Annotated in this window: 4 protein-coding genes; 2 read left to right on the top strand and 2 right to left on the bottom strand. The window is 70.0% G+C overall.

Annotated features, from left to right (window positions below; genetic code table 11):
- Positions 1 to 917: 917 nt before the first annotated feature.
- Complete coding sequence (locus BUE44_RS35450) at positions 918 to 1,124, bottom strand: hypothetical protein (protein WP_143172677.1); 207 nt, start codon at positions 1,122 to 1,124, stop codon at positions 918 to 920.
- 258 nt (positions 1,125 to 1,382) lie between these two features.
- On the opposite strand from BUE44_RS35450, the gene BUE44_RS35445 reads away from it, so the two are divergent.
- Complete coding sequence (locus tag BUE44_RS35445) at positions 1,383 to 3,899, top strand: DEAD/DEAH box helicase (protein ID WP_235002775.1); 2,517 nt, start codon at positions 1,383 to 1,385, stop codon at positions 3,897 to 3,899.
- A 763-nt stretch (positions 3,900 to 4,662) separates the two neighbouring features.
- Here the strand turns inward: BUE44_RS35445 and BUE44_RS35435 are convergent.
- On the bottom strand, positions 4,663 to 5,952 hold the full coding sequence (locus BUE44_RS35435; RefSeq protein ID WP_073503123.1) for a replication-relaxation family protein: 1,290 nt from the start codon (positions 5,950 to 5,952) through the stop codon (positions 4,663 to 4,665).
- A 973-nt stretch (positions 5,953 to 6,925) separates the two neighbouring features.
- On the opposite strand from BUE44_RS35435, the gene BUE44_RS35430 reads away from it, so the two are divergent.
- Positions 6,926 to 7,114: a hypothetical protein gene (locus BUE44_RS35430; RefSeq protein ID WP_073503122.1), complete on the top strand. Its 189-nt coding sequence runs from the start codon at positions 6,926 to 6,928 to the stop codon at positions 7,112 to 7,114.
- Positions 7,115 to 7,224: the final 110 nt, after the last annotated feature.

Genomic DNA, 7,224 nt, shown 5'->3' with positions numbered 1-7,224 from the left:
CCCGCGGAGCGGGTACCACAGCGCTGCGCGCTGTGCAAGCGAAACGCCTCGCTTCGCTCTGCGTGACCGCGCTGCGCGCGGTCTGCCCGGCTCCGCCGGGCCAACCCCTCCGCTTCGCTCCAGGGTTGACGGCCCGCCAACCGGCGGCCCGTGGCCCCTCGCTCCGCTCGGGGCCTGGCGGAGCGCTCCGCGCCCCGTGGGGGTTGCGGGAACAGCCATACAGCGCGCCCCATATGGGCGGGCAACAAACAGGCTGGCTAGGGGGAAGGGGGTGCGGTCGACCGGCCTCATGAGCAGGCGGGTTCCACCTGAGAGCTCTCGCCGTAGTCCATCGCCGGCCCCCAAAGCCTCATGCGACCAGACGTGCTTGCCCAGCACTTCGCAGCCCCAGAACACAACGCCGATGCACAGCACTGGAACCCACGAATGTCGCTTCGCCACCAACCTCCCAAACCTCTCTACCAGGCCTGTCGGCGAATCATGCGGAAAGGCCGCCTCACCTCGGATCGCCGGAAGTCCGATGCCGCCACAGGCGCCAGTATCCGATGATCAGCAAGGTCGGATAGACGCTGAGAGCAAGCGCAGCCAAGAACGCGAGGACCCGCTGCCACCACGGCCAGCCGTCGGGACTGACAGCAGCCGCAACAGCCGAGATCGGGAGCACCGCCATCAACACGGCGCCCTGTACCGGGTCCAGCGGCCGGTGCTTCGATGCGAGGTGTTCCGGGAGCGGCAGGTCGCCCCTCCAGGCCGCATACCGCTCTCTGGGACTCTTCCGCAGCTCCGCGAACGACTCCCGAGGCTGACCCCTATGCGTCATGGTCAGACAGTACGCCCCACGGCCTCCGACCAGGGACCCGGCGGGCGCCATCTTGCTTGTGGGCCCACTATGCGGGGGCGGGCAACAAGCAGGCTGACTAGGAGGGAGGGGGTGCCGACCGGGTCTCGGCTGCACGATGGTGTTGGAGCTGGCGGGTGGCCAGGATCCCGAGTCCCGCGAACAGGACCAGTCCGGCCCCGTTCGCCCATACGCCCCAGCCCCGGCCGCCGCCGGCCAGCTGCGCCACGAGGCTGGTCAGCTCCAGCAGCGAGAACCCCGCGTACAACCAGCGGAACTGCTGCAACCGCCTAACGGCAGGCTCTGGTAGCGGGTACCTGCCCTTCCAATGCATTTCCACGGCCACCATCATGCTCCCCTGACTCCAACCGCGTCGCGGGGCAGGTGCTGCCGAGTGGTGCACTTGTTCCCCAGGCGAGCTTCGGGTGGGTGTCGAGTCTAGGTGCGTCAAAAAACTACGCACGCTAGACTCTGGACTCAGACACCCCCCCGGCGCACACCCACCGGGGCTGCGCATCGTCCCGGGATTGGGAGCGTCACAATCATGGTGACAGTGGTCACAGCCGAAGCAGCAGCAGAAAATACGGTCGTGGAAATGGACCCGCTTCCGCATCAAATTGAGGCGTCCGATGCGGCGGTGCGGGCACTTGAATTGCAACCGGGTCAGGAAATGCCCGCGCAGGGTCTGCGCACGCAGGTCATTGCGGCGACCGGTTCGGGGAAAACCTTTATGGCCGTGCTGACTGCGCGAAAATTGCGGGCGGGCCGGGTACTGGTGCTCGTGCCGACTTTGGACCTGCTGATGCAGATGGCGGCCGCATGGCGCGCCGGCGGGCGTACGGGGGCCTTCTACGGCATCTGCTCGCTGAGGGCCGAGGAGGCGCAGGGGCTGGCGGCGTGCACGACGGACGTGGACGAGTTGGTGGCGTGGACGCGCGGCTTGGATCACGTGACGGTGTTCGCCACGTACGCCAGTGTCGGGCTCGGCACGCTCCAGCGGGCGCATGAGGCGGGCCTCGCACCATGGTCGCTGGTGGTCGTGGACGAGGCACACCGGACCAGCGGGCGCGGTTCGAAGCCGTGGGCCGCGATCCACGACAACGCCAAGGTGCCGGCCGACCGCAGGCTCTACATGACCGCCACTCCGAGGGTGTGGGAGGCGCCGGAGACCGGCGAGGGCGGTAGCAGCGCCCCGGTCCTGGTCGCCAGCATGGAGGACGACCCGGACGGGCTGTTCGGGTCCGTGGCGTACAAGCTGACGCTCTCACAGGCCCGCAATCTCGGCTTGGTCGCGGCCTGGCAGGTGGTGTGCGTCGACGTGACCGACCCGGAGCTCCAGGCGGCCGCGCTACTGGGGATCGAGGCCAGGTCGGACAACGTGCGCGGGAGCCGGATCGCCGCGCTGCAGACCGCTGCGGTGAAGACCGCCGCGGAGCGCGGCCTGCGCAGGATGCTGACCTTCCACTACCGGACCAGCGAGGCCGAGGCGATGGCGGCCGGGGTGCCGGCCGTGGCGCAGCGGCTGTGGGAGGACGACCCGGAGACGTACCCGGAGCCGGATCGGGTGTGGTCTGACTGGCTGTGCGGGGAGCACAAACCGAAGCGCCGCAAGGAGGTGCTGGCCACGTTCGCGGACCCGGTCGGCGAGCGCCTGGACGGCGACCTGGTCCCGATGCGCCTGCGGCTGCTGAGCAGTGTTCGAATTCTCGGGGAGGGCGTGGACACGCCAGGTTGTGACTCTGTGTACTTCGGAGATGTGCGCGGGTCGGCCGTCGACATTCTCCAGATCGTCGGCCGGGCGTTGCGCATGAAGCCCGGAGAGGGCAAGGTCGCCAGCTTGGTTGTGCCGGTTTTCCTGGGCAAGGGTGAGGACCCGGACGCCATGCTCACCAGTCGTGGCTACAACGGGTTGGCCCGGATTTTGGCTGCTCTTCGTAGTCATGACGCGGACACGGTGGAAGCTCTGGCGGAGCAGCAGTCGAACACCCGGAGCCGGAAGCCGTCGGCGGCGGAGACCAAGGCCGCGGGCCGGGGTGAGGAACGCGGCACTTCTGCCCCCGCGCAGAGCCTGCTTTCCTTCTCCACCCCGCGTGACCCGGCCGTGCTGGCGCAGTTCATGAAACTCCGGATTCTCCAGCCCGAAAACACGTATTGGCGTCAGGGAGTCCAGGCCGCGACCCGGTACGTGAAAGAGAACGGGGATCTGAAAGTTGCCTATTCCTATGTCACGCCGGAGGACTGGACTCCCGCTGACTTTCCGCTGGGAACGTGGATCGCTGACCAGAGGCGGTTTTACAACGCGGGTGAGATGAAGCCCGCGCGTGTCCAGGAGCTCGAAAACCTGCGGATGATCTGGTCGCACTGGGACGTCGCTTTTCAGGAGGGGCTGTCAGCAGCGCAGGGGTGGGCGGCCGCGCACGGGCACTTCCTCCCGCCCACCACGGCCACCTGGAACGGACACCCGGTGGGGGTGTGGGCAAAGAATTTGAGGACGGCGGGCAGGAAGGCGGCGGAGCTCGAGGCGCGGCGCGAGCAGGGGCTGCCGGTCGGCTCCGCCACGGGTGCGCTGACCGAGGAACGCAGGGACGCCCTGGAGGCCATCGACCCGTCGTGGTGCCCGGCGTGGCCGGTGGCGTGGCAGCGCTGCTACAAGCTGTGCCGGGGCCTCATCGAGGCAGGCGCCCCGCTGCCCGGGCCGGGCGAGGCCACGGTGCAGGGCGAGGACTTGGGCGCGTGGGTCCAGGCGCAGCGCCTGGACTGGGACCAGCTGCTGCCCGCGCAGGTCTGGATGCTGGAGAACATGCTGCACCTGTCCCCGGCAGAGGCGTCTGAGCGGCCGCCGGCGCCCCGTACGCAGGCGGACAAGTGGGCGGCGAACCTCGCGGCAGCCCGGCAGTACCACGCCCGGGAGGGCCACCTGCAGCCGTCCAGGAAGGCCGTGGAAGTCGTGGACGGGATCGAACACAAGATCGGCATGTTCCTGGACAACGCCCGCCGCCGGGCCGACAAGCTCAGCCCCGAACGACGCGCCGAACTCGACGCGTTGGGGATGCGCTGGTAGCAGCGGCGCGGCAAAGAGCCGGGCCCGGACCCCTCCGTGGGATCGAACGAGACCGGCACGGCCCGCCATCACCTTCGGCTCCGGAATCTGAAGAAGGGGCGGATCAGCTCCGCCAGAGCTCTGAGCACGTCAGCAAGCTGGGCAGCAGGCGCGCGGTCGATGGCTCTAAGAACAATCACAGTTGCGGAGACAAGACTTGCCAGAGGCAGGACAAGCATGCCGAAGAGCACCAGGTAGCGCACGAAGCCGCACCTTTCCAAGGGCCCGGCCGTTACCTTCACCCTGCGGCACTCGGTATACAGGTCAGAGCCCTTCATGGGGTCTATGGCGGCTTACCAGTCAGCAGGCCCTCGACAAGCTGAGCAGACCGGTAAGCCGCCCCTCTCCATAGACCAACGCCCTTCTCTCAGCAAAGTCACGTCACGCACGACGAAGGGCCGGGCTCGGACTTCCCGAGGTGCCCGGGCCCGGTCCTTGTGCGCGGCTGCGGCTGTCCCGCTGACGCGAGGTGGCACAACCGGCCGGGCTGCTGACGCCGGAGCGGCACACGGGCGTACAGCGGCCTTGCCGGGACGCTGCGGTCGTATCCTCGGACCGGCTCATCTGCCGCAGGCATGGACGGGCCTTGACGCCGGCACTACGCTCCAGGTCCTCCCCCGAGCGAACGCGAAGGCTGGAGCGAGCAAGCCCAGCGCCACTGTCGCGGCGGTGACACATCCGGCTCCCACCACTGTCACCGGTGTGAGATGCGCGGGCCAGGGGTTCACCGCTCGTCTGCGGTCTTGGGCTCATCCCACTGGCGGGCGAGCTTCTTCATCTTCCGTTTCCGCTTCTCGAACCACTCCGAGCGCTTCCACTGCTCGTCCAGCAGTCGCTGCTCGGCTGCCTCGCGGCGCTGCTTCTCGGCTTCGGCAGCCTCTGCCGCGCGCTTGCGCTGCTTGCGGCGCTGGCGGTACTCGGCTGCGGTGTGGGTGTCGGTGAGCGCCTGGAGTAGCGGTTCGGGCTGAGTGCCTCGGTACTGTGCGACGCGGAACCACACCGGTCCCATCGGGCCGTGCTGCTGCAGCAGGTCCAGGGTCGTGATCACGAGCGGGACCTTGGCGGTGAAGTCAAGGTAGAAGTCACCGTCCTCGGGGGCGGTCGCCCTGTAGCCGTAGTCGGCGTGTTCGGTCCCGGCCCAGAACTCGCGGGACAGTTGGGCGACCGCGCGCATCCGGTTGTCCAGGGCGGTGGGGCCGGCTCCGGTGAGCACGATCGCCAGCGGCGGCCACCCGGGCAGGCCGGTGCGGGGGTAGAGCGTCTCCCAGAACGGGACCGTGTTCAGGTCGCCGATCGTGCCCCGGCCGGTGCTCGGCATCCCCGGGGGCCGCACCCGGCGGGCGTAGAGGTCCGCGTAGGACCCGACCTTGTCCGCCAGGACGTGCGCGGGCTCGGTCGCCCGGTCGACCTCCACCATCAGCAGCGGCACACCGGCGGCCTTGTCCTGGAACACCGCATCGCTACGGACGTTGCGCTTGCCCGAGCTGCTGAGCGCGTGCGGCACTTCGGTGCGCCATGCCTCGAGGCCGCCCATCCCGGCCGGAGCGCCCGGCGCCCTGCCGCCGCAGATGAAGGCCGTAACCGTGGCGTTGACCGGCATCGCGTGCGGCGCACCCCCGATACCCGCGCCGCGGGCATTGCCGCCCATCTCGTCAGGGCCGCGCCCCAATTTCTCGGCGGCCGCGTCCAGACCGGCCGGTGTCAGGCGCCACAGCTTCCGCGACGGCTCACCGACACGGTCCGGTGTACCGAACTTCCCCGCCGGACCCGCCGTGCTGCCCTCGGCGACCACCAGCTTGTCGGCCTTGAGTACCAGCAGGGCGTTGCGGATCGCCTTGTTGTCCGACAGGTGCGGGCGGACCAGCTCCATGATCTGCGTCGCGGTGGCCACCTTCAGCACCCCCAGCGCCCGCAGCACGTCGGCCTGGTCGCGGACCGTCGCCCGCGGCCGCCGCGCCTCCTTCTGCCCTGCCTTCGCCCTCGGCTTGGTCACCGAGCCTGCCCTGTCCGTCATCTGACGCCTCCCCGCCGACGATCGCTTCGTGGAGGCTGTCCATGGTCGCCTGAGCCGCCGACAGCCCGGCCCGGCCTCTTCCCCGGCCGACGCAACCAGCGGCGGCCAGCGGCCCGGCCAGCGGCCCGCCGGAGGCCGAAACCAGCGCTGGACCCCTCGCACCCTGCCGCCCGCCTACGCCGCACCGTCCCCTTCCCCCAGGTACGGCCAAGGAGGGTGGAGGGCAGAGGGGTAGTCGGCATCCGTAGTGATGTCCGGACAAGGGGCCTGACCAGGCAGAACACTCCGGCCGCACGCGAGAGGGTCGGGTGCACTCTCGGGTACCGGCGCGGGTGCGCCCTCGGGAAACCAGCGGCAGCCCGCCCCGTGCGACCACTCCCGGGACCGGCCGACCGCGCACACGAACCCCGCCGGCGCCCGCCCGCCAGTGCCCGCCATGCCGTTCGGACCGGCAGCAGTGCACTTTGCCCGACGTGCTGACCTGCCCGAACACCGCTTCCCGCCGCGGCCATGTACTTTGCCGTGCCGCAGCAGTGCACTTCTGTGCCGCTCCACCGGCCCCTCCAGGATGCGCCCGGCACCGGCACCGCCGGCCACCGCCGCACACCCGCTTCTCCGCTTGCCACCGCGACCCTCCTTCCGCCCGCCGGCGCCCCTCGCCGGCGAGCCAGATCGCAGGATGACCCGACCCCCCTTGTCCGCGACCTGTTCCCGCCGGGCAACCCCTGCAGTCCAGGACAAACACCCGCGCCAGCCAACCGTGACGCGGCGCGGTCAAGGGGTCGGACAAGGGGGGGGTGGTCAAGGGGTGACATGCCGCGAAGGCCCGCAGCACGCCCCCAGAGCGGGAGTCACACCAGTCACAGCAGCCTCACATTTGTTCACTGACGCCGGGGAGCGCCGGCTTCTGACACGGGCGGCCTATAGGCGGGGCAGCACCGGCCCCCCGCTACCCGACCGAAGGAGAAGGGCCATGAGGCGCAACCCGAGGACCAGCCACCGCATCGACCACCTGGCGCGGCTGGTGGACAACCTGCTCGACGGCCTGGCCGCACACGGCCGCCCCGCGCCGACCGCGCCCCAGATCCGCGCAGCCCTGCGGGAACTCCAGCACGGCCGCCGCAGCCGCCGTGCCCACCGGCGGCCGAACGCCCGCCGGTAGCCCACCGGGGAGGCGGCGCAGTTCCACGGCGCCGCGATTGCCCCGTTCCCCACCATTCCCCACCGTTGAGTGGGGTTACCAACCCTTCTGTTCCGTTCCACCGGGCGCCG

The organism is Actinacidiphila paucisporea, from assembly GCF_900142575.1.
Taxonomy (GTDB): Bacteria; Actinomycetota; Actinomycetes; order Streptomycetales; family Streptomycetaceae; genus Actinacidiphila; species Actinacidiphila paucisporea.
Note: the sequence above shows the minus strand (reverse complement) of the source record. Positions and strands in the feature narration are given on the sequence as shown.